This is a genomic window from Pseudomonas sp. CK-NBRI-02 (assembly GCF_008124495.1).
Classification (GTDB): domain Bacteria; phylum Pseudomonadota; class Gammaproteobacteria; order Pseudomonadales; family Pseudomonadaceae; genus Aquipseudomonas; species Aquipseudomonas guariconensis.
This window is the reverse complement of sequence record NZ_VSJH01000001.1, coordinates 62,259-82,793: the sequence shown is the minus strand read 5'-3', so window position 1 is coordinate 82,793 and position 20,535 is coordinate 62,259. Positions and strand designations below refer to the sequence as shown.

The following is a 20,535-nucleotide window of genomic DNA, read 5'->3' as shown; positions in this document are numbered from 1 at the left end:
CCATGCACGGCGAATCTCCGATCAAACGTCGCGAATCCCGGAAGATCTGGGTCGGCAATGTACCCGTGGGCGGCGATGCCCCCATCGCGGTGCAGAGCATGACCAACACCGACACCAATGACGTCGCTGCCACGGTCGCGCAGATCCAGCGCCTGGTCGATGCCGGCGTCGACATCGTTCGCGTTTCGGTACCGGACATGGACGCCGCCGAGGCGTTCGGCCGCATCAAGCAGCAGGTCAGCGTGCCGCTCGTCGCCGACATCCACTTCGACTATCGCATTGCGTTGCGTGTGGCCGAACTGGGCGTCGACTGTCTGCGCATCAACCCGGGCAACATCGGCCGCGAGGACCGCGTGCGTGCGGTGGTCGACGCCGCCCGTGACCGTGGTATCCCGATCCGTATCGGCGTCAACGCCGGTTCCCTGGAGAAGGACCTGCAGAAGAAATACGGCGAACCGACCCCGGCAGCGCTGGTCGAGTCGGCACTGCGCCATGTCGAGCACCTTGATCGCCTGGACTTCCAGGACTTCAAGGTCAGTGTCAAAGCGTCCGATGTGTTCATGGCCGTGGAGGCCTACCGCTTGCTGGCCAAGCAGATCGTCCAACCGCTGCACCTGGGCATCACCGAAGCCGGTGGCCTGCGTTCGGGGACGGTGAAATCCGCTGTCGGCCTCGGTATGCTGCTGGCCGAAGGCATTGGCGATACCATCCGCATTTCCCTGGCCGCCGATCCGGTCGAGGAAGTGAAGGTCGGCTACGACATCCTCAAGTCGCTGCACCTGCGTTCGCGTGGTATCAACTTCATCGCCTGCCCGAGCTGCTCGCGCCAGAACTTCGATGTGGTCAAGACCATGAACGAGTTGGAAGGGCGCCTGGAAGACCTGCTGGTACCGCTTGACGTGGCCGTAATCGGCTGCGTGGTCAACGGCCCGGGTGAAGCCAAGGAGTCCCATGTAGGCCTGACCGGCGGCACGCCGAACCTGGTCTACATCGACGGCAAACCGTCGCAGAAGCTGACCAATGACAACCTGGTCGATGAGCTGGAAAAACTCATCCGCCAGAAAGCGGCCGAAAAGGCCGAGGCCGACGCGGCGCTGATCGCCCGCGGCTGATTCCCAGATTCGTAAGGACTTTTCGTGAGCAAATCGCTGCAAGCCATCCGTGGCATGAACGACATCCTGCCCGACCAGTCGCCCCTGTGGCGCTACTTCGAAGGTACCGTGGCCGGCCTGCTGGACACCTATGGCTACAGCCAGATCCGCACGCCGATCGTCGAATTCACCGAGCTGTTCAAGCGCTCGATCGGTGAAGTCACCGATATCGTCGAAAAAGAGATGTACACCTTCGAGGACCGCAACGGCGATTCGCTCACCTTGCGTCCTGAAGGCACTGCCGCCTGCGTGCGCGCCGTCCTCGAGCACGGCATCACCGGCAACGGCCAGGTGCAGAAGCTGTGGTACGTGGGCCAGATGTTCCGCCATGAGCGCCCGCAAAAGGGCCGCTACCGCCAGTTTCACCAGATCGGTGTCGAGGTGTTCAACCTCGAAGGGCCGGACGTCGATGCCGAGCTGATCATGCTGACCTGGCGCCTGTGGGGCCTGCTGGGCATCCAGGACGCGGTCAAGCTCGAACTCAACAGCCTGGGCACCAGCGAGGCCCGTGCCCGCTACCGCGAAGCGCTGGTCGAGTTTCTGTCGGCACGTCTCGAGCAACTGGATGAAGACAGCCAGCGTCGCCTCAAGAGCAACCCGCTGCGTATCCTCGATAGCAAGGACCAGGGTACCCAGGCGGTGCTCGTCGGTGCGCCAAAGCTCGAAGACTACCTGGACGAAGCGTCCCGCGTGCACTTCGAGGGCCTCAAGGCTCGCTTGGACGCCGCCGGCATTCCGTTCGTGATCAACACCAAGCTGGTCCGCGGGCTGGACTACTACAGCAAGACCGTGTTCGAGTGGGTCACCGACAAGCTCGGCGCCCAGGGCACTGTCTGTGCCGGTGGCCGCTATGATGGGCTGGTCGAGCAGATGGGCGGCAAGCCGACCCCGGGCGTTGGTTTCGCCATGGGCATCGAGCGTCTGATCCTGCTGCTGGAGACCCTGGGCAAGGTGCCCGAATCCATTAGCCGTCAGATCGACGTCTACCTGTGCGCCTTTGGCGAGCAGGCGGAGCTGGCCGGCCTGCGTCTTTCCGAGGCCCTGCGCGATCGCCTGCCGGGTCTGCGCCTGGCGGTCAACGCCGGTGGCGGCAGCTTCAAGAGCCAGTTCAAGAAGGCCGACAAGAGCGGGGCGCTGTTCGCCCTGATCCTCGGTGATGACGAACTGGCGCAGCAAATGATTGGATTCAAGCCCCTGCGTGGCCAGGGCGAACAACAGAACATTGCCTGGGATGCTCTGGCCGAGCATCTGCAAGCCGCTGTCGCGCAGGCGTGACAGGGTCAAACAGCCGAATTGCTGAAAAGGAGTATTGGGGTGTCGAGTACCGATGATGAAGGCCTGGCCGCAGCCAAGGACTGGTGGAACCGCAACGGCAAGCCGCTGCTGACCGGTGCCCTGTTGGCCGGCGTGGTGGTTATGGGCTGGCAGACCTGGCACAAGTACCAGAACAACCAGTCGCAAGGCGCCTCGGCCCTGTACCAGGCCCTGCTGGAAACCAGCCTGACGCCAAGCGGTCAGCCAGACGCAACCAAGGTTGCGGAACTGTCCGGCAAGCTCAAGAGCGAGTTCGGTGGCTCGGCCTATGCCCAGTACGGCAGCCTGTTCGTGGCCAAGGTCGCGGTCGACAGCGGCAAGCTTGACGACGCTGCCGCCGAGCTTAAAAGCGTGATGGAAAAGCCGGCCGATGCCACCTTGGGTGAGATCGCACGTCAGCGTCTGGCCCGTGTGCTCGCCGCCCAGGACAAAGCCGAAGAAGCCCTCAAGCTGCTCGACGGTGATGCCGACAAGGCCTTCCTGGCCAGCCGCGAAGAACTCAAGGGCGATTTGCTGGTTCAGCTGGGGCGAGCCGACGATGCCCATAGCGCCTATGAAAAAGCCAAGGCTGCGTTGTCCGATGACGCTGCGGTCGGTGGCTTGCAACTGAAGCTGGATGATCTGGCCAAAGGGGACGCCTGACGTGATCGGTTGGAAACAAGCAGCAGTGCTCACCCTGGCCGTGCTGGCCGCAGGTTGCAGCAGCAACAGCAAGAAGGAACTGCCTCCGGCCGAGCTGACCAAGTTCACCGAGGAAGTGGTGCTCAAGAAGCAGTGGAGCCGCTCGATCGGCGACGGCCAGGGTGAGACGTACAACACCTTGGTTCCGGCCATCGAGAACGACCGCATCTATGCCTCCGACGTCAACGGTCGGGTCATGGCCCTGAACCGCATCGACGGCGACGTGGTGTGGAAGAAGGACTTGGACCTGTCGGTCTCCGGCGCAGTCGGCGTGGGTTACGGTCTGGTCATGCTCGGCACCCTCAAGGGCGAAGTCATTGCCCTGGATGCCAGCACCGGCGAAGAGCGCTGGCGTTCTCGGGTGACCAGCGAAGTGCTGGCGCCGCCTGCCAACAACGGTGACGTGGTAGTGGTGCAGACCCAGGACGACCGTTTGATCGGCCTCGACGCTGCCACCGGTGACCGCCTGTGGATCTATGAGAACACTCCGGCCGTACTGACCCTGCGCGGCACCGGCGCACCGGTGGTGACCAACCGCCTGGCCGTGGCCGGCCTGTCCACCGGCAAGGTGGTCGCGGTGGATGTGCGCAACGGCGTGCCGGTGTGGGAGAGCCGCGTGGCCATTCCGCAGGGCCGTTCCGAGCTCGACCGCGTGGTGGACATCGACGGCGGCCTGCTGCTGTCCGGCGGCACCCTGTACGTGAGCACCTACCAGGGCCGCGTTGCGGGCCTGGACCTGGAAACCGGACGTGTGCTGTGGCAGCGCGATGCCTCCAGCTACGTCGGTGTCGCCCAGGGCTTCGGCAACGTCTATGTCAGCGAAGCGTCGGGCACCGTGGAAAGCGTCGATGAGCGCTCGTCCAGCGCCCTGTGGACCAACGACTCCATGGCACGCCGTCAGCTGTCAGCGCCGGAAGTGTTCTCCAGCTACGTGGTCGTAGGTGATTTCGAGGGCTACCTGCACCTGCTCAGCCAGGTCGATGGTCGCTTCGTGGGTCGCGAGCGGATCGACAGCGATGGCCTGCGCGCCCGTCCCCTGGTGGTCGGCGACACCATCTATGTCTTCGGCAACAGCGGCAAACTCGAGGCACTGACCATCCGCTGAAGCTAAGCTTGAGGCCGGATACGGCCTCGAGCCGCGGCGCTTGATGCGCCGCACGAACTCCGGCCGCTGCCTTGCAGCGGCCTTTGCATTTTCAAGAATTCAAGAGTGGAGAGCCGCATGGTTCCCGTAATCGCCCTGGTGGGACGGCCGAACGTCGGCAAATCCACCATGTTCAACCGCCTGACCAAGACCCGCGATGCCATCGTCGGTGACCTGTCGGGCCTGACCCGTGACCGCCAATATGGTGATGCCACCTGGCAGGGTCGTTCCTACATCCTGATCGACACCGGTGGTATCACCGGTGACGAAGTGGGCATGGACGAGAAGATGGCCGAGCAGTCGCTGATGGCCATCGAAGAAGCCGACTATGTGTTGTTCCTGGTGGATGCCCGCGCCGGTATGACCGCCGCTGACCAGATGATTGCCGAGCACCTGCGCAAGCGAAACAAAGAGGCAATCCTGGTCGCCAACAAGATCGACAACATCGATGCGGACGTTGCCCGCGCCGAGTTCTCGCCACTGGGCATGGGTAATGCCATCCCGGTCGCCGGCTCCCAAGGGCGTGGCATCAACGCCTTGATGGAAGCCGTGCTGGGCCACATTCCGCGCGACAAGGTCGAGGAAGCCCTCGACGAAGACGTTGCCGAAGGCGAAGAAGCCGCACGCATCCCGGGGCCGAGCGAGAAGGATGGCATCAAGATCGCCATCATCGGTCGTCCCAACGTCGGCAAATCGACCTTGGTCAACCGTATGTTGGGCGAAGAGCGCGTGGTGGTCTACGACCAGCCGGGCACTACCCGGGACAGTATTTACATCCCGTTCGAGCGTGACGACGAGAAGTACACCTTCATCGACACCGCCGGGGTGCGCAAGCGCGGCAAGATCCACGAGGAAGTCGAGAAGTTCTCGGTGGTCAAGACGCTGCAGGCGATCAAGGACGCCAACGTGGTGATCTTTGTCATGGATGCCCGTGAAGGTGTGGTCGATCATGACCTGAACCTGCTGGGCTTCGCTCTGGAAGCGGGTCGTGCCATCGTCATCGCCCTGAACAAGTGGGACGGCATGGAGCCGAGCGAGCGCGAATACGTGAAGACGGAGCTCGAGCGCCGGCTATTCTTCGTCGACTTCGCCGACATCCATTTCATCTCTGCGCTACACGGCACCGGTGTGGGCCATCTGTACAAATCCGTGCAGGCTGCGTTCAAGTCGGCGGTCACCCGCTGGCCGACCAGCCGCCTGACCCAGATCCTCGAGGACGCCATCAGCGAGCACCAGCCGCCAATGGTCAACGGTCGTCGCATCAAGCTGCGTTACGCCCACCTCGGCGGCGCGAACCCGCCGCTGATCGTGATCCACGGCAACCAGACCGACAAGATCCCGCGGTCGTACTCGCGTTACCTGGAAAACACCTACCGCCGGGTGCTCAAGCTGGTCGGCACGCCGATCCGTATCGAGTACAAGGGCAGCGACAACCCGTTCGAGGGCAAGAAGAACACCCTCACCGATCGTCAGGTCAACAAGAAGCGCCGCCTGATGTCGCACCACAAGAAAGCCGAGAAGAAGCGCAAGGACAAGCGCAAGTAAGCGGCGAGCTTCAAGCTTCAAGCCTCAAGAGAGAGCAGTGCACCGAGTCCGCTCTTTCTTGCCGCTTGAAGCTTTTCGCGTGTGGCTTCGTCCTTTTTCCTGACCGCTCGATCCGCTATGCTCGGGCTCTACCCCGTGCCGTATGCAGTGTTCAGGAAAGAGGGCTTCATGATCCGCAGCAAATTGCCGAACGTCGGCACGACCATTTTCACCACCATGTCGCAGTTGGCCGTACAGACAGGTGCGCTCAACCTGTCCCAGGGCTTCCCAGACTTCGACGCGCCCCAGGCGCTGCTCGATGCCGTGTGCCGCCATGTCATGGCCGGCCATAACCAATACTCGCCGATGACCGGCCTGCCAGCCTTGCGCCAGCAAGTGGCGGCCAAGATCGCACGCCTGTATGGCGTGACGGTCGATGCCGATCAGGAAGTGACCATCACGCCAGGTGCCACCGAGGCGATCTTCTGTGCCATCCAGGCGGTGATCCAGGCGGGCGACGAGGTGATTGTCTTCGATCCGTCCTATGACAGCTACGAGCCGTCCGTTGAACTGGCCGGCGGACGCTGCGTGCACGTGCAACTGTGCGATGGCGAGTTCCGTATCGACTGGCAGAAGTTCAGCGATGCACTGACGCCGCGCACGCGCATGGTCATCCTGAATTCGCCACACAACCCCAGCGGCGCATTGATTAGCCGTGAGGACCTGGACCAGCTGGCACACTTGATCGAAGGTCGTGATATCTACCTGGTCAGCGACGAAGTGTACGAGCACCTGATCTATGACGGCGTGCGCCATGCCAGTGTATTGGCCCATGAGCAGCTCTACTCACGTGCATTCGTGGTCAGCTCGTTCGGCAAGACCTATCACGTCACTGGCTGGAAGACCGGCTATGTGGTGGCGCCACCGGCGTTGAGCGTGGAGTTGCGCAAGGTCCACCAATACGTCAACTTCTGTGGTGTAACGCCCTTGCAGTGTGCCTTGGCCGACTACATGGCCGAGCACCCTGAACATCTGGATGAGTTGCCGGGCTTCTATCAGGCCAAGCGCGACCTGTTCTGCGACTTGCTGCAGGACTCGCGTTTCACCTTCACTCGTACCCCAGGTACTTACTTCCAGCTGGTGGATTATTCGCAGATACGCCCGGATCTGGGTGATGTCGAGATGTCGCTGTGGCTGACCCGTGAGCACGGCGTGGCGACCATTCCGGTTTCGGTGTTCTACCAGCAACCTATCCCCGAGCAACGCCTGGTGCGCCTGTGCTTTGCCAAACGTGAGGAGACGCTGCGTCAGGCGGCGGAAAAACTATGCGCGATCTGAGCCAACTGCCTAACCTGAAAGTCGCCCTGGTGCAGACAACCCTGGCCTGGCACGACCGCGAGGCCAACTATGCGCATTTCGAAGAGCTGTTGGCCCAGGTCGGCGAGGCGGATCTGGTGATCCTTCCTGAGATGTTCACCACTGGCTTCTCCATGGAGTCCGAAAGCCTCGCCGAGCCTGAGAATGGCCCCACCTACAAATGGCTGAAGGCTCAGGCCAAGAAGTTCGATACGGTGATCACCGGCAGCGTGATCATCCAGGCCGCCGATGGCAGCCACCGCAACCGCTTGCTGTGGGCGCGGCCCGATGGCGAGATCCTGCATTACGACAAGCGCCACCTGTTCCGCATGGCCGGCGAGCACCGGCACTACACACCGGGCGAGCGCCAGGTGCAGTTCGAGCTCAAAGGTTGGCGCGTGCGTCCGCTGATCTGCTACGACCTGCGCTTCCCGGTGTGGAGCCGTGATGCCCAGGACACCGACCTTTTGCTTTATACCGCCAACTGGCCGGCCGCGCGCCGTCAGCACTGGAACCGTCTGTTGCCGGCGCGGGGGATCGAGAACCTGTGCTATGTGGCGGCAGTGAACCGTGTCGGCACCGACGGCAAGGGCTTTGCCTATTCAGGCGACAGCCAGGTGCTGGATTTCCAAGGGGAGAGCCTGCTCAGTGCCGGCGAAGCCGATGGGGTGTTCACCGTGGTGCTCCGGGCGGCGGAGCTGGCGGCGTATCGCGCACGTTTCCCGGCCAACCTGGATGCCGATACCTTCGAACTGCATTATTGAATCTTTCGCAGGTCAACCCGCTCCCACCAGTACTGCGCTGAGCCACAGGACAGCGCAATACCTGTAGGTGCGGGTTTGCTCAATCAATACACATCCCGCCGATACCGCCCATCCTCGATCAACTGCTGCACCATCTCGGCCCCGAGGATTCCATTGAGCGCTGCATCCACGCCAGCGGCCATCCCCTGCAAGCTGCCGCAGACATAGATACAAGCCCCCTCGGCCACCCAGCGCTTGAGCACCTCGGCCTGCTGCAACAGGACATCCTGCACATACACTTTATCTGCCTGGTCCCGTGAAAACGCCAGGTCCAGTCGTTGCAGGTCGCCAGCGGTCAACCAGGCCTGAAGCTCGTTCCCGCACAGCAAGTCATGAGCGCGGTTGCGCTCGCCGAACAGCAACCAATTGCGTGTTTCGCCAGCGGCGATACGCGCCTTGAGCAGGCTGCGCAGGCCCGCAAGGCCTGTGCCGTTGCCGATCAGAATCATCGGCGCGGGTGCATCCGGCAGGCGGAAGCCGCTGTTGCGACGCAGGCGCAGGGTGACATTGCCCTGCAGCGGTAAGTATTCAGTCAGCCAGCCTGAGCCCAGGCCCAGGCTGCCGTCGGGGTGCAGTTCTTGACGAACGATCAGCTCCAGCATGCCGTCGCTGGCGATCGACGCGATGGAGTACTCCCGTGGGGTGATGGGAATCAAGGCATCGACCACTGCCTGGGCATGCAGGCCCACCAGATGTTCCCGGCCCAGCGGCAACTGGCGGGTGGCCAGGGCCTTACCGAGAGGCTCGCACAGGCCGTCCAGTTGCACCGGGGTCGTCACGTCCAGCCCCAGGCCGGCGAGCAAGGCGTCAATGCGCGGTTGACCGTTGCGCGGCAGGACCTCTACCAGATCACCCGCTTCCCAGGTGTGGGGCTGGTCTGACTGCAGCGCCAGCAGGTAGACCGGTGCGCCCTGGCTGCCTGGGTTCAGGCATTGGCGCTGGCGCAGGGTCCAGTTGGCGAACGACGGCGCTGGCCAGGCAGTCACCGGTTCGGCTCCGGTCAGTCGGGCGAGTGCCTGATGCCATTGCAGCAGGGCTGCCGGATCAGCGTTGTCCACTTCCACTGGGCTGAAGGCACGGGTGGCGCCGCGCTCGCCCAGCCAGGCCTGGAGTCTGCGGGCGAAGCCACAGAAGTGCGGGTACTGGCGATCGCCCAGCGCGAGCACGGCGTAGTTCAGGTGGTCCAGCGCCCACGGTTGGCCGAGCACCTTGCGCTCGAAGGCGCGGGCGCTGTCAGGGGCTTCGCCGTCGCCGAAGGTACTGACCACGAACAGCGCGCGACGGGCCTGTTGCAGGTCGGCTTGACCCAATTCGGCGAGCGCACGGACTTGCACCGGCAGACCGGCTGCTTGCAGTTGGCCGGCGCTCTGCCAGGCCAGCTGTTCGGCGAAACCGCTCTGGCTGGCGAAACCGATCAGCCAGTTGTCGCCACCGGCCTTGGCGGGGGTTACCGAGCTGCGGGCCGCCTGCACTTGGCGTTTCTTGCGTCGGCGATCGAGGTACAGCAGCCAGCCGGTGATGAAGAACAGCGGCATGGTCAGGCTGGCCACGGTGACGATGATCCGACCTGGCAGGCCGAAGTAGCTGCCCACGTGCAAGGCATAGACGCTTTGCAGCAACTGCGCTTTGAACGGTTTGTCGGCGTAGCGCTCGTGGTGTTTCACCTGGCCGGTGGCCGGGTCCAGCGTGAGGGTGTTGAAAGCGCGCTCGTGGTCGGCACCTTCGAGGAGGTAGAAGAGCGTCGCCGGTCGCCCTCCGGCAGGCGGCAGGCGCAGGTTGTAAGTCAAAAGGCCGGGGCCTGCGGCCTCCTTGAGGCTGGTCCAGATGGCGTCGTAGTCCACCACCAGAGGCGGTGCGTCCTTGTCGAGCTTCTGCGGGCCGTGGCGGCCACGACCCTCTCCACGCTTTTGCTGCTGCCCGGCGGCGGGGGCGTCGGCCAATAGTTTGTTCAGGCCTTCGCGGTACCATTCGTAGGACCAGAACAAGCCCGTCAGGGCGAACAGCAGATAGAACAGCAGACACCAGGTCCCGGCGACGGCGTGCAGGTCCCAATTGAAGGCACGGCCTTTCTTGGCCCACTCCAGCGTCAGCCATGCCCGCCAGTTCAACGCCTGACGTGGCCAGCGCAGATACAGGCCTGAGAGGCAGAAGAACACCAGCATCAGGGTGCAGGCACCGGTAATTTGGCGACCGGTGTCGCCCATGGCCAAGAAGCGATGCAGCTGCAGCATCAGATTGAAGAAGCCTTGCCCCGTGACGTCACCCTGGAACTGGCCGGTGTAGGGGTCGACATAGCGCATCTGGCCGCGGCGCTCACCGGGGGGCGGCTGGAAGAAAATGCGTGCAGCGTTGCCCTCACGGGTATCGACCCACAGCATCGAGACGGTGTCGCCCTGGGCCGCCTCGACCCGGCGCACCAGCTCGGCCGGCGGTAGCACGCCTTCCTGGCGTACCTGCACCTTGAGCACGTGCGGATTGAACAGGCGCAGCAGTTCTTCCTGGAACGAATAAACCGCCCCGGTGACGCCCATCAACGCCAGCACCAGGCCGGCGGTGATGCCAAAGAACCAGTGCAATTGGAACAGCGACTTCTTCACCACATCATTCACCTTGTCTGGACGCCGGGCGAGGCGCGGCGAGCATTATGCCTTGGTACGCGAAAGCCCCGGTCACCGGAAAGGTGAGCGGGGCTCTCGGCCAGCGTGCTTAGAAGTGGACGCTGGTGGTCAGCAGGGCAGTGCGGCCTGCCGCCTGGTTGGCGAAGTGTGTGGAGTACGCCTTGTCGTAGTAGACCTCGTTGGTGAGGTTTTGCACGTTCAGCTGCAAGTCTATGTTCTTGGTCAGCTTGTATGCGGCCATGGCGTCGTAGCGCACGTAGCTGTCAACCATGGTGGTGTTGGCGACGTTGCCGTAGACATCATCCACGTAGAAGGCGCCACCACCGACGGTCAGCTTGGGCGTGATCGAGTAAGTGGTCCACAGGCTTGCGCTGTTGTTGGGAGTGTTCGGCAACTGGTTGCCGTCGTTGGCCTTGCCCATCGGGCCGCCATCGACCTGGCGAGCTTCCAGGTAGGTGTAGCCTGCGAAGACCTGCCACTTGTCGGTGAGCTTGCCGCTGGCCGACAGTTCGATACCGTCCACGCGGGTCTTGCCGACGTTCTCGTAGCTGGTGGTGTCGACCTGGACACGGGCGTTGTCTTTCTCGGTACGGAACACGGCAGCGGCCAGCGACAGGCGCTCGTCGAGCAGGTCCCACTTGGTGCCGATCTCGTAGTTGGTGGTCTCTTCCGGCTCCATGTCGCTGCTCAGGATCTGACCACCACGGTTCGCGGTACCCGACAGCGGGTTGGCTTCGGTACCTTCACCGAGCATGGCACCTGGCGGGGTCGCGGAGGTGGCATAGGAGACGTAGATGCTGCCGTTGTCCGCCGGCTTCCACACTAGGCCCAACTGGCCGGTGAAGAACTCGCTCTTGTCGCGACCCTTGTTCAGGGTACCGTCCTTGTTGACGACGGTGGAGCCATCGGCGTTGTAGCCACGGAACTTGGTGTCGAAGTGGTCATAGCGCAGGCCCATGTTCAACAGCCACTGGGGGGTCAGCTCCAGGGTGTCGAAGGCATAGATCGCACGGGTCTTGCTGCTGGTCTTGGTGCCGGCGTAGTTACGCTCCACGGTGCCGTCCCACGCATCGTCCGGGTTCGGATCGCTCAGCGAGGTGCAGCTGCCGCCATGGCTTGGACCGGTGCAATCCTCGATCTTGCTGTTGGGGGTGACCTTGTAGCTCTGGCGGTCCGAATCTTCCTTGGTGAACTCGACGCCGGTGGAGAAGTTGTTCTTGAAGCCGCCCACGAAGAATTCGCCGAACAGGTCGGTCTGGTTGGTGGTGGTGGCGGTGTTACCCACGCGGGTGTTCGCGCGGCGCCATACGCCGTTGTTGTTCACGTTGCCCGCGCTGTCGTCAGGCTGGGTCAGGACGTAGTCCTGCATGCTGTTGCCGTGACGCAGGGTGTTCTTGATGGTCAGCGAGTCGCTCAGGTCGTGCTCGACGGCGATGGTCGCGATATCGGTGCGGGTCTTGCGGAAATCGCGCCCGGTCAGACCGTAGAAATTGTCGCTGTCACCGCCATCGACCGGCTTGTCAGGATGAGCCGAGGTCCGGGCGTTGCTGCCTGCGCGCGGGATGCTGTAAGGAATGCCGGAATCTGGCAGGTCATCGCTTTCCAGGTGGTAGTAGTCGAGGTTCACGCGGGTCGGGGTGCCGAGGCCGAAGGCCAGGGACGGTGCGATACCCCAGCGGTCGTAGTTGACCTTATCGCGACCGGCGACCTTGCTGTCGTGGGTCATCAGGTTCAGGCGGCCGGCAACGGTATCGCTGAACTGGTAGTTGCCGTCGAGGGTGTAGCGCTGGGTCTGGTCGCTGCCCCAGGTGTAGCCTGCGTCGAACGAGTTGCCCAGGTGAGCGCGCTTGCTCACCAGGTTGATGGTGCCGCCCGCCGCGCCGCGGCCGCCGATGGCGGAGTTTGGGCCTTTGGCGACTTCCACCGACTCGACGGCGAAGATCTCGCGGGTCTGGGCGCCAGTGTCACGCACGCCATCGAGGTAGGTATCGCCCTGGGCGTCGAAGCCACGGATGAACGGGCGGTCGCCCTGAGGGTTGCCACCTTCGCCAGCGCCAAAGGTGATGCCTGGCACGGTACGCAGGGCATCCTGCAGGGTGAGGGCGTTGGTGTCCTTGATGACCTGTTGTGGGATCACGGTGATCGAGCGCGGTGTATCCACCAGCGGTGCTGTGTACTTCTGCGACGAGGCCTTCTCGACTTTGTAGTCGGTGCTGGCCTGCTCGACTTTGCCATTGACGCTGGTGGCATCCAGGGTAATGGCGTTATTGGCAGCAGGATCAGCCGCATAGGCAGAAGTGGCGGTGATCGCCATGCCGATGGCGGAGGCGAGCAGACGTGGTGAACTCACAGCAGATGGCACGTGACGCATTTCGATGAACCTTCCCCAAGGTTTGAAGTCGGCGGATCTTAATGCAAGCAATTGTGAGTCTCAATTGAGAATCGTTAACAGTCGCGAGAAACTTACAATCTTTACAATTTCTCTTTACGGTTTTGCTGTGCTGAAACGTCTTAAGCGGCTGGCAGGGCTTGTGTGGTGCAAAAGGGAATCAATATCATTGGCAGCCTTACTACCTCTCAGGTGCCACCGTCATGCTGCTTCACATTCCCGGTCTGTTCGACGCCGACGAACTCTCCCGCATCCGTGAGGCGCTGGAGCAGGCGGACTGGGCCGACGGCAAGGTCACCGCGGGTTATCAGTCGGCTAAGGCCAAGCACAACCTGCAGTTGCCAGAAGGGCACGCGCTGGCCAAGGAGATCGGCAACGCCTTGATCGATCGTCTGTGGCGCAATCCGCTGTTCATGTCTGCGGCATTGCCGCACAAGGTGTTTCCACCGCTGATCAACTGCTACCGCGAAGGCGGCAATTTCGGCTTCCACATCGACAACGCGCTGCGTCAGCCCAAGGGCAGCGCCGAGCGGATACGCACGGATGTCTCTTCTACGTTGTTCTTGAGCGACCCGGACAGCTATGACGGTGGCGAACTCGTCATCCAGGACACCTATGGTGTGCAGCAGGTCAAGCTGGCGGCCGGCGACATGGTGCTGTATCCGGGCACCAGCCTGCACAAGGTCAATCCGGTTACCCGTGGGGCGCGCTATGCGGCGTTTTTCTGGACCCAAAGCCTGGTGCGCGAGGACAGCCAGCGCACCTTGCTGTTCGAGATGGACAATGCCATCCGCCAATTGACCGCCGATGTCCCCGATCACCCGTCGTTGCTGCAACTGACCGGCACCTATCACAACCTGCTGCGCCGCTGGGCCGAGGTCTGAGCCGTGTCATATCAGTTGCGTCGTGAGGAAGTCGTCGATATCGCAGGTCTGCAAGCCATGCTCGAACAAAGCCCTGGCAAGGCGGCCCAAGCCATCCTGGCCGCGGCGCAACGGGGGGTTGTCGAGGCGCAGTTGATGCTCGGGCAGATTCTGCTGGATGGCCGCGGCATCGAGCAGGACCGGGCGCTGGCGCGGCAGTGGTTTGCTATAGCGGCCCAAGGCGCAAGCGCCATGGGGCACAACATGCTGGGACGATGCCTGGAGCATGGCTGGGGCGGGGAAAGCGACCTGCGGATGGCCGCTGCTCACTATCGCCAGGCGGCTGACGCCGGTCTGGACTGGGGGCTGTACAACTATGCCAACCTGCTGGCTACCGGGAGAGGCGTCGCTGTGGACCAGGCTCTGGCGTTGAGCTGCTATGAAAAGGCGGCGCACTTGGGCCATGCCAAGTCGATGAACCTGTATGGCCGTTACCTGGAGCAGGGGATCGCCACCGCTGCCAGTCCGGTGCGCGCGGTGCGCTGGTATCGCCGTTCGGCTGAGGCGGGTGATTTTCGCGGCATGTTCAGCCTGGCGATGGTACTGGTCGAACGTGGGCAGTTGGCCGAGGCCCAGCCTTGGTTGGAGCGGGCGCGGGTCGAGGGGAACCTGAATTTTCTGCGCAGTGCCTTGGTGACCTTGCAGCAGGCGGGGCCGATGCTGATGGCGTTTGCCGCGCGGTATGCCCAAGAGCTGCAAAGGCGTAAGCCTTGAAGGCGTCTGTCTTTACAGTCCTTCGTGTAAATCCGCTCCACCAGGCCCGTAATGGACTTGATGGGGCGGGTTTACTCACGAAGAAGGCGCACATGAAAACGGGGCCTCGCGGCCCCGTCTTGCATTACAGGTAGTAGGCCTTCAGCGGCGGGAAGCCGTTGAACTCCACCGCGCTGTAGCTGGTGGTGTAGGCGCCGGTGGACAGCCAGTAGAGGCGGTCACCGATGGCCAGGTTCAGTGGCAGGCCGTACTTGTAGTGCTCGTACATGATGTCGGCGCTGTCGCAGGTGGGGCCGGCGATGACCACTTCTTCGGTCTCGCCTTTCTTCTCGGTCCAGATCGGGAACTTGATCGACTCGTCCATGGTTTCGATCAGGCCGGAGAACTTGCCCACGTCGGTGTAGATCCAGCGTTCGACAGCGGTGCGCGACTTGCGTGCCACCAGCACCACTTCGCTGACCAGGATGCCGGCGTTGGCGATCAGCGAGCGACCTGGCTCGAGGATGATTTCCGGCAGGTCGTCACCGAAGTCTTCCTTGAGGAAGCGGATGATTTCCTCGGCGTAGGTTTCGAGGCTGTTGGTACGGGTGATGTAGTTGGCCGGGAAACCACCGCCCATGTTGATCAGCTTGAGCTCGATGCCGTCTTCTTCCTTCAGGCGCTCGAAGATGACCTTGACCTTGGCGATGGCCGCGTCCCAGACGCTGATGTCGCGCTGCTGGGAGCCGACATGGAAGGAGATGCCGTAAGGCACCAGGCCCAGGTCACGGGCGAGGATCAGCAGGTCCATGGCCATGTCGGTCTGGCAGCCGAACTTGCGCGACAGCGGCCAGTCGGCAGTGGTGGAGCCTTCGGTGAGGATGCGCACGTAGACTTTCGAACCCGGTGCGGCCTTGGCGATGTTGCGCAGGTCCGCCTCGGAGTCGGTGGCGTACAGGCGCACGCCCTTCTCGTAGAAGTAGCGGATGTCCTTGGACTTCTTGATGGTGTTGCCGTAGCTGATGCGGTCGGCGGTGACACCACGGCCCAGCACTTTGTCCAGCTCGTAGATCGAGGCGATATCGAAGCTCGAGCCTTTTTCCTTGAGCAGGTCGATGATCTCGACTGCCGGGTTGGCCTTGACCGCGTAGTAGACCTTGGCGAATTCGAAGCCTGCGCGCAGGTCGTCATAGGCCTGGCTGATCATCTGGGTGTCGATGAGTACGAACGGGGTTTCCTGCTTGTCGGCGAACGCCTTCATCTTCTGGAAGGTGTCACGCGCGAAATAGTCTTCGACCTGGATCGACATGCTGAGGGACTCCATGGGCAAACTGAAAAATTAAGTGGTGCAAACTGAACGTCCTCCGTATCCCCACTTTGGTTCGCCTACTTCCCAAGGCATGTCGCCGAAAGCAAAAAGGTCAACCGTGCCCGTGAAGCGGAGCGGCGGGTGACCTTGCTGTCTCGTCGTCAGTACTTGAGCCGGATGGATCGTTTCCAGCATGGACGTTCGGCGCGCACTTTAGGGCGTGAGGAATGCAGAATCAACAGGCAATCCCGGCACGTTCGTCGCGTTTTGGCCACCTGCCACTGGAATAACCGACCTGTGTGAACGGCTGATGTTCCCAAGCGTAAAGAATTGTGGAATGGACCGCGCCGCCCCCTTCAGAGGCGAGCCCCCGAAAAAGACGCCATGGTGTTCTCTTGGCGACGCGAGACCGAGCAAAGGTAACGGATCGATGGCGCCAAAGTGTTCATATTTATGGCCACTTGAGGGGCGCGTCAGATCGACCGAAATTCCTATAAATTTTTTGTTACCGATCTCTAGGTCGGGCTGGGTCATCGTTGATTTGCCGTCGTTTATGAGAAGCATTACTATTCGCGACCTTGTACCTGCCCCTAGATGGCCTCGACCATGTCTGGACACAAAGGCTTCCTCGATCACTATCACGAGCTGATCGGCACCTGGACGCGCAAGCTGCGCAACCGTCCACAGGCCGAGGACCTCGCCCATGACGCTTTCGTGCGGGTGCTGGAAAACCCGCGAGAGGTCATCGAGCAGCCGCGCGCCTACCTGCACCAGACGGCCCGCAACATTGCCGTCGACGGTTACCGCCGTGAGGACCGGCGCCAGGCCTTGGAAGAGGAGATGTTCGATGAAGGCGCCGCAGGCAATGGTGATCCGGAAGCCTATGTACATGCCTTGGAACTGGCCGACAGCGTCGAGCGCGCCCTGGCCGAGCTGCCGGTCAATTGCCGGCAGGTGTTCGTCTGGCAGAAGCTCGAGGGGCTGACCCAGGCGGAGATTGCCGAGCGCATGGGCCTGAGCAAGAACATGGTCGAAAAGTATATGATCCGCACGCTCCGGCATCTGCGTGAGCACCTGGATGTGTCCACCCGATGAGTCAGGAGACCCTTTGCATGAAACAGCCCGGCGCCGAAGACGTGCGTGAGCAGGCCGCCGAATGGTTCGCGCGTATCCAGGATGCGCCGGGAGATACCCAGCTGCAGGCGCGCTTGCATCAGTGGCTTAAGGCCGATCCTCGCCACCGCCAGGAGTACGGCCTGCTCGAGCGGTTGTGGCAGGCCGCCGACCACATCCCGCCCCAGCGCCTGGAGGCGCTGTGCGTTCCTGAGCCTGTGCGGCATCTGCCCCGTCGGCGTTTCCTGCAGCAGGCCCTGGCGGCGGGAGTGGGCGCCGCCGCCCTTGGATTGGGCTGGCGTGGCTGGCAATACACCCGCGAAAACCATAGCGAAGACCTGCAGACCGCCTTGGGCGAGCGCCGTGATATCGAGCTGCCGGACGGCTCGCAGCTGCAACTCAATGGCGCGACTCGCCTGGGCGTGAGGTACAGCGCCGGGCAGCGACAGGTCGTGCTCGAAGCGGGTGAAGTGATGTTCAGCGTCGCCCACGACAGCGCACGGCCTTTCGTGGTCGACACCGCTCAGGGACGCGTCACCGTAACCGGGACCCGTTTCGATGTGCGCCTGGACCGCGGGCACACCCGGGTGGCCGTGGAACAGGGCTCCGTCAAGGTGGAAGGGGCTTCGGGTCCATCGGCGCAGCTCACCGCGGGCCTGGGCGCGCATATCGATCCGCAAGGGCAGGTCGTGGCGCCGTACCCTGTGGATGCGGCTGTCGTGACGGCCTGGCGTCACGGCAAGCTGGTGTTCGATAACGCCACCTTGGCCGAGGTGGTGGCGGAAGTCTCCCGTTACCGCAGCCAGCCACTGCGCGTCGCCCCTGGCAAGGCGGCGGGCCTGCGCCTGTCCAGCACCTTCAGTGTCGATGACACCGACGCGCTGCTTCGGGCCCTGCCGAGCATCTTGCCGGTGGCCATCAAGACCCACGGCGACGGCTCCAGCGAAATTATCGCGAAATAAATTCAGGTTTTTTTTCACTCGTTCGTCTTCCTCGCCAGCTGCAACTGCCAAGCATTTCCATTTGCGTGTGGTTGGCGTTCATCCGGACTTTCAGGATTCTTCGACGACGTGAATAACAACAAGCCTTTCCTGCGTTTGCCTTCCCTCGCGCTGGCCCTGGCGATCAGTGCCGCCACGGCCAATGCCTACGCCGAACAAACGCCGGCGACGATCCAAATCCAGGCTCAGCCCCTGGCTTCGGCCTTGAGCCAGTTGGGGCAACAGACCAACCTGCAATTGTTCTTCAGCCCTGAACTGGTGGCGGGCAAGCAGGCCCCGGCGGTCTCGGGAAATCTTGCGCCGGAGCAGGCGCTGCAACAATTATTGCAAGGCAGTGGGCTGACCTATGAGCTGTCCCAGGGCACCGTGGTGGTCAAGCCGGCCGAGAGCGCAGGCGTGTTGACCACCGGCAGCCTTGAGCTGGCGCCCACCGACGTCAAAGTGGTCGGCGACTGGCTGGGGGATGCCCAGCAGAGCGTGGTACAGAACCATCCCGGCGCGCGCACCGTGGTGCGTCGTGAGGCCATGGTGGAAAAGGGCGCGATGAACGTACGCGACGTGCTGCGCGGCATCCCAGGTGTGCAGGTCCAGGATTCCAATGGCACCGGTGGCAGCGACCTGTCGCTCAACGTGGGTGTGCGCGGACTGACATCACGCCTGTCGCCGCGCTCGACGGTGTTGATCGACGGTATCCCCGCCGCGTTCGCGCCCTATGGCCAGCCACAGCTGTCCATGGCGCCAATTTCCTCGGGCAACCTCGACAGCATCGATGTGGTTCGCGGCGCAGGCTCCGTGCGCTATGGCCCGCAGAACGTCGGCGGGGTGATCAACTTCGTGACCCGTGCCATCCCGGAGAAAGCTTCGGGTGAGTTGTCCACAACGCTGGAAACCTCTCGCCATGGCGGCTGGAAACACACCGAGTCGGCATTTGTCGGCGGCACTGCCGATAACGGCATGGGTGTGGCATTGCTCTATACCGGCGTGAACGGCAACGGTTACCGCAGCAGCAACAATGGCAATGACATCGACGACGTCATCCTCAAGACCCACTGGGCGCCCACCGACAGCGACGAGTTCTGGCTCAACTTCCATTACTACGATGGTCGGGCCGACATGCCCGGTGGCCTGACCCAGGCGCAGTTCGACCAAGACCCCTTCCAGTCGGTGCGCGACTACGACTACTTCGCCGGCCGTCGCAAGGACGTGTCGTTCAAGTGGCAGCGTCAGCTCGACGAGGCCACCCAGTTCGAAGTGCTGACCTATTACACCGACAGCTTCCGCGGCAGCTCCATCGCCGACCGCACCATGAAGACCCTGTCGTCGTACCCGCGCAATTACCACACCTTCGCCATCGAGCCGCGCCTGTCGCGGATCTTCTTCGCCGGCCCCACCACCCAGGAAGTCAGCGTCGGCTATCGCTACCTGAAGGAAGCCATGCGCGAGCAGTCTTCGCAGCTGGCGCTGATCGACAACGTGCCGACGCCGGTCCCGGGTTCCGACGGCCATGTCATCCAGGACCGCAGCGGGGGCACCGAAGCCAGTGCCTACTACATCGACGACAAGATCGACGTCGGCAACTGGACCATCACCCCCGGCCTTCGCTTCGAGCACATCAATACCGACTGGCGCGACCGCCCGGTGCTGGATGGAGACTACCAGCGCGTCCCTGAGAAAAACCGCAGTGTCACCAGCAACGAACCCCTGCCAGCATTGAGCGTGATGTATCACCTGTCCGATGCCTGGAAGCTGTTCGCCAACTACGAGACCTCTTTCGGCAGCCTGCAGTACTTCCAGCTTGGGCAAGGTGGTAAAGGCGACAGCACCGCCAATGGCCTGGAGCCGGAAAAGGCCAAGACCTACGAGATCGGCACGCGTTATGACGATGGCCATTTCGCGGGCGAGCTGACCGCGTTCTACATCGACTTCGACGACGAGCTGCAATACATCAGCAACGAGGTGGGCTGGACCAACCTGGGGGCGACCAAGCACCAGGGCATCGAAGCCGCCGTGCGTTATGACCTGTCCGGGTTGGATGCACGCCTGCAAGGGCTGACGGCCAATGCAGGCTACACCTATACCCGCGCCACCTATGAAGGCGAGATCCCTGGCTTCAAAGGTCGTGACCTGCCGTTCTACTCCCGCCAGGTGGCCACGGCGGGGCTGCGCTACGAGATGAACCGCTGGACCTGGAATCTGGATGCTTATGCCCAGTCCAAGCAGCGCTCGCCAGGCACGGGGATCACCAATGGCCAGTTCAACGGCAACTACATCACCGAGCCGAGTGCCGATGGACGGTTCGGCGATATTCCGGGTTATGTCACCTGGCATGCCCGTGGTGGGTATGACTTCGGACCGCAGCTATCGAACCTGAAGCTGGCGGCGGGCGTGAAGAACCTCTTCGACAAGCAGTACTACACCCGCTCCAGCGACAACAATGCCGGGCTCTATGTGGGGGAGCCGCGCACCTTCTATGTGCAGGCCAGTGTAGGGTTCTGACACCAGTGGTGCCTGATTCG

Annotated in this window: 16 protein-coding genes; 12 read left to right on the top strand and 4 right to left on the bottom strand. The window is 62.6% G+C overall.

Annotation, left to right across the window (positions count from 1 at the left end):
• Positions 1–2: 2 nt before the first annotated feature.
• From ispG to DQ397_RS00340, 7 genes are all read left to right on the top strand, one after another.
• Positions 3–1,112 (top strand): flavodoxin-dependent (E)-4-hydroxy-3-methylbut-2-enyl-diphosphate synthase, encoded by a 1,110-nt coding sequence (ispG, locus tag DQ397_RS00370; protein ID WP_043208105.1) that lies wholly within the window; start codon positions 3–5, stop codon positions 1,110–1,112.
• Between the two features lie 24 nt (positions 1,113–1,136).
• A complete protein-coding gene (gene hisS, locus DQ397_RS00365) occupies positions 1,137–2,426 on the top strand; it encodes a histidine--tRNA ligase (protein ID WP_043208106.1) in 1,290 nt (429 codons plus the stop codon).
• 39 nt (positions 2,427–2,465) lie between these two features.
• Positions 2,466–3,107 carry a tetratricopeptide repeat protein gene (locus tag DQ397_RS00360; RefSeq protein WP_043208108.1) on the top strand — a complete coding sequence of 214 codons (642 nt, stop codon included), beginning with the start codon at positions 2,466–2,468 and terminating at the stop codon, positions 3,105–3,107.
• A 1-nt stretch (position 3,108) separates the two neighbouring features.
• Positions 3,109–4,251 carry an outer membrane protein assembly factor BamB gene (gene bamB, locus DQ397_RS00355; RefSeq protein WP_043208110.1) on the top strand — a complete coding sequence of 381 codons (1,143 nt, stop codon included), beginning with the start codon at positions 3,109–3,111 and terminating at the stop codon, positions 4,249–4,251.
• Between the two features lie 117 nt (positions 4,252–4,368).
• Positions 4,369–5,835, top strand: coding sequence for a ribosome biogenesis GTPase Der (gene der / locus DQ397_RS00350; protein WP_043208112.1), 1,467 nt, complete (start codon positions 4,369–4,371; stop codon positions 5,833–5,835).
• A 168-nt stretch (positions 5,836–6,003) separates the two neighbouring features.
• Positions 6,004–7,152 (top strand): pyridoxal phosphate-dependent aminotransferase, encoded by a 1,149-nt coding sequence (locus tag DQ397_RS00345; RefSeq protein WP_043208115.1) that lies wholly within the window; start codon positions 6,004–6,006, stop codon positions 7,150–7,152.
• Entirely contained in the window at positions 7,140–7,934 is a 795-nt protein-coding gene (locus tag DQ397_RS00340; protein WP_043208116.1) for an amidohydrolase, read from the top strand. The genes DQ397_RS00345 and DQ397_RS00340 overlap by 13 nt, the downstream gene beginning before the upstream one ends.
• A gap of 83 nt (positions 7,935–8,017) precedes the next feature.
• Here the strand turns inward: DQ397_RS00340 and DQ397_RS00335 are convergent, their stop codons facing one another.
• Entirely contained in the window at positions 8,018–10,573 is a 2,556-nt protein-coding gene (locus tag DQ397_RS00335; RefSeq protein WP_043208118.1) for a sulfite reductase flavoprotein subunit alpha, read from the bottom strand.
• A gap of 106 nt (positions 10,574–10,679) precedes the next feature.
• Positions 10,680–12,962 carry a TonB-dependent siderophore receptor gene (locus DQ397_RS00330; RefSeq protein ID WP_043208121.1) on the bottom strand — a complete coding sequence of 761 codons (2,283 nt, stop codon included), beginning with the start codon at positions 12,960–12,962 and terminating at the stop codon, positions 10,680–10,682.
• A 221-nt stretch (positions 12,963–13,183) separates the two neighbouring features.
• Here DQ397_RS00330 and DQ397_RS00325 point away from each other — a divergent pair, with 221 nt between their 5' ends.
• The gene (locus DQ397_RS00325) at positions 13,184–13,864 is read left to right on the top strand and encodes a Fe2+-dependent dioxygenase (RefSeq protein ID WP_043208123.1); all 681 of its coding nucleotides are present in this window, start codon (positions 13,184–13,186) and stop codon (positions 13,862–13,864) included.
• A gap of 3 nt (positions 13,865–13,867) precedes the next feature.
• Positions 13,868–14,617, top strand: a complete 750-nt coding sequence (locus tag DQ397_RS00320) for a tetratricopeptide repeat protein (protein ID WP_043208124.1) — start codon at positions 13,868–13,870, stop codon at positions 14,615–14,617.
• A gap of 124 nt (positions 14,618–14,741) precedes the next feature.
• On the opposite strand, the gene DQ397_RS00315 is transcribed toward DQ397_RS00320, so the two are convergent.
• Complete coding sequence (locus tag DQ397_RS00315) at positions 14,742–15,905, bottom strand: type III PLP-dependent enzyme (protein ID WP_043208127.1); 1,164 nt, start codon at positions 15,903–15,905, stop codon at positions 14,742–14,744.
• A 213-nt stretch (positions 15,906–16,118) separates the two neighbouring features.
• On the bottom strand, positions 16,119–16,439 hold the full coding sequence (locus DQ397_RS00310; protein ID WP_148921442.1) for a hypothetical protein: 321 nt from the start codon (positions 16,437–16,439) through the stop codon (positions 16,119–16,121).
• Between the two features lie 60 nt (positions 16,440–16,499).
• Here DQ397_RS00310 and DQ397_RS00305 point away from each other — a divergent pair, with 60 nt between their 5' ends.
• The 3 genes from DQ397_RS00305 (at position 16,500) to DQ397_RS00295 (ending at position 20,515) form a co-directional block, all read left to right on the top strand.
• On the top strand, positions 16,500–17,000 hold the full coding sequence (locus DQ397_RS00305) for an RNA polymerase sigma factor (protein ID WP_043208129.1): 501 nt from the start codon (positions 16,500–16,502) through the stop codon (positions 16,998–17,000).
• A gap of 17 nt (positions 17,001–17,017) precedes the next feature.
• Positions 17,018–17,980 carry a FecR family protein gene (locus DQ397_RS00300; RefSeq protein ID WP_043208130.1) on the top strand — a complete coding sequence of 321 codons (963 nt, stop codon included), beginning with the start codon at positions 17,018–17,020 and terminating at the stop codon, positions 17,978–17,980.
• Positions 17,981–18,088: 108 nt separating this feature from the next.
• On the top strand, positions 18,089–20,515 hold the full coding sequence (locus tag DQ397_RS00295; RefSeq protein ID WP_043208132.1) for a TonB-dependent receptor: 2,427 nt from the start codon (positions 18,089–18,091) through the stop codon (positions 20,513–20,515).
• Positions 20,516–20,535: the final 20 nt, after the last annotated feature.